We start from the raw sequence: 2,633 nt of genomic DNA on the forward strand, positions 1-2,633 counted from the left end.
CGAAGTATTAGCAACAGCGGTATTAGATAGACTCTTACATCATTGTACAATTGTCAACATTCGTGGAAAAAGCTACAGACTGAAAGAAAAACAGAAAACGGGGCTTGTTGGTATACAGACGACGATTGATAGAAGTGACAAACTACGCAAATCTGATCGATGAAACTACGCAATTTTGTTCGATGTTTTTATGCTTTTTTGGTCGATGTTGACATCTGTCTTCACGCCGTTTGAATGATAGCCTCTGGCTTCCTTTGACCTTTTCGGTGGCAGGAGATAAACCTCTTTCCCTCTGGACAACAAGAAATCTCCCAAACGATTGAAACTCTCCTCAATGACGAAAACAGCGTCTTTTGATACCGTTTTAAGAAGCTTCTCATACCCCGCTATACCATCTTTGATCTTAAAAACCTTATCCTGTTCGATAGAATAGCAGGTGTGAAAATTCCACGACCAGTCAATTCCCACAATATCCATACTGATTCCTCCAAAAAACATTGTGCAGTCAAAATGAGTACAGGTTAATCGATGTAGCGTTCCTGGGTTTCCCCGGATATCCTACTATTGATCCTCTAGTACTCCCAGGATGGAAGAGGGAGTGTGAGAAGCAGTCGCTCTTTCGGCGAATGGACTCTCTGTTCCTCTCTTCCTCCTGACTGCCTCCTTTATTTTACTCCTACATCGGACTCTCGGATTCTCGTATTCTTATCAGGAGTTCGGATCAATCCCGAAGGGATTCGTATCTGCCGCGCAGCGGCTTTCTCGGTTCTCGGTTCTCGGCTTTTTATCAGCGTCCGCAAGCCTCAACCTCGTGAGCGTCAACGTCGTGAGCCTCCTGAGCGCAGCTCAGCACTTTCGCCGCATAGCGGCCCTCTCGCCTTCTCGGACTCTCGATTCTCGTGTTTTTATCAGAAGTGCTTACTCTATTATTTTCTACTTTCAAATTTCATATTCTTCAGTTCTATTTGATAGAATGGATAATTGTTAGAAGTTATCTGATTTTGATATATTACCAAGATAAGGAGATAGAAGCGACATGGATATAAATGTGTTGATAACTTTAGTGATTGTGGTTATTGCGTATGGATTCATCATTTTTGGTAAAAAGAACAAAGCTGTTGTCGTCTTTGGGCTATCACTGGTTATTGCAGCCTTAAAACTTGTAGAAGGGCTTGATCCTGAAAACATCAGCAGGGTGGTTGATCTAGACACCTTGGGCCTTTTGCTAGGTATGATGATAATTGTTGCCTTTTTAAATACTTCAGGTTTTTTCGAATATTTCTCGATAAAGGTGATAAAGTTTGGCGGAGAGCGTTTTTATTTCACATTGACCCTTTTGATGATCGTTGTGGCATTAACTTCGGCTTTTCTTGATAACGTGGTTACTATAATTGTCATGGCTCCAATGATGTTTTTGATAGCGGATATGCTTGGGATGGATCCAGTACCTTTAATAGTGTTGACATTGGTGGTCGATAACATTGGAGGCGGAGCCACCCTGATAGGTAGTCCCTTTAATTTAGTCCTTGGCTCGATTAGCGGTTTTTCCTTCAACGATTTCATTATAAAACTTGGTCCAGCTTCTATATTTGCTTTTATAGCAGTGATGCTCTATTTCAGAAGATATATTAAAGTGGACGAGTCCGTTGTGGGTAAAATTAGAATGCTTAGTGAAATGGATGAGGGAAGAGCAATAAATGACAAAAAAATGATGAAGCGGTCTCTTGGAGTATTTCTTACAGTAATTGTTCTTTTTGTGGTTCATAATCTGATTGATGTTGACCTTTCCTATATCGCACTTTTAGGTGGTGTTTTCCTTCTTGTGGTAAACAAAAAAGATTTTGAATATGTCGCTGCCAAGATAGACTGGGATATGCTATTTTTCTTTGCGGGCTTATATATCACCTCTTATGCTCTTGAGTCAGTAGGAATTACGAGTCTGATTGCTGAAGGATTGAAATCAGTGATGGATAACCAGCTAATGATGTTGATAACACCCTTTATACTAGCAGCGATTAGTGTTCCAATATTAAACAACGTTCCAGCTGCGCTCATATTTGGCCCCGTTCTCAAAATATTGATAGGAGCTGGTTTCCCAACAATAATTTGGTGGTCTTTTGCATTAAGCGGGAACCTGGCTACGAGCTTAACACCTTTGGGAGCAGTACAAAATATAGTAGCTGTAACCTATTTAGAAAAAGAGATTGGACGCTCCTTTGGTTTTAGAGAATATTTACGTTGGATGATAGCACCTGTGGCTATAAGTCTTGTAATTGGGTTGATATACATATTTGGGATTTTTATGATATCCAAATAAAAAGCAAAGATCTTGTAGAATCTTATAGCTTTTTGAAAATGGGGACTGTCCCGTTGTGGACTGTCCCCATTTTCTAGCCTCCTGAGCGCAGCTCAGCACTTCGCAGCGCGCTTACCGCGGGAAAACAAAAAAGCTGTCGATTTCCTGGCCCTTTATGTCATAACAGGTGCCTTTTAGTTTGCCATTATCATATTCAAAGAGAACGAAGTGATATCCTTCGAAGCTTGCTACCGGACCTGAAGGATCTTTAATGCCATAAGGAGAAGCTCCACCACCACCTATTACGATGTATGTGAGACCATTGTGTTCAATGCGC

The 2,633-nt window shown here is 40.9% G+C and carries 2 protein-coding genes and 2 pseudogenes; 2 read left to right on the forward strand and 2 right to left on the reverse strand.

What is annotated here, in order from left to right; all coding sequences use genetic code 11:
* Window positions 1-163: ATP-binding protein (locus DU53_RS12510; protein ID WP_235599743.1), on the forward strand; the 163-nt coding region annotated here is incomplete at its 5' end.
* Window positions 164-213: 50 nt separating this feature from the next.
* Here DU53_RS12510 and DU53_RS06825 read toward each other — a convergent pair.
* Window positions 214-477 (reverse strand): annotated as a pseudogene (locus DU53_RS06825) (IS110 family transposase); the annotation flags it as partial.
* Between the two features lie 559 nt (window positions 478-1,036).
* Here DU53_RS06825 and DU53_RS06830 point away from each other — a divergent pair.
* A complete protein-coding gene (locus DU53_RS06830) occupies window positions 1,037-2,317 on the forward strand; it encodes an SLC13 family permease (RefSeq protein WP_082853865.1) in 1,281 nt (426 codons plus the stop codon).
* A 111-nt stretch (window positions 2,318-2,428) separates the two neighbouring features.
* Here the strand turns inward: DU53_RS06830 and DU53_RS12305 are convergent.
* Window positions 2,429-2,633, reverse strand: a pseudogene (locus tag DU53_RS12305) (metallophosphoesterase); the annotation flags it as partial.

It is taken from the genome of Kosmotoga sp. DU53, assembly GCF_001639905.1.
GTDB lineage: Bacteria > Thermotogota > Thermotogae > Petrotogales > Kosmotogaceae > Kosmotoga > Kosmotoga olearia.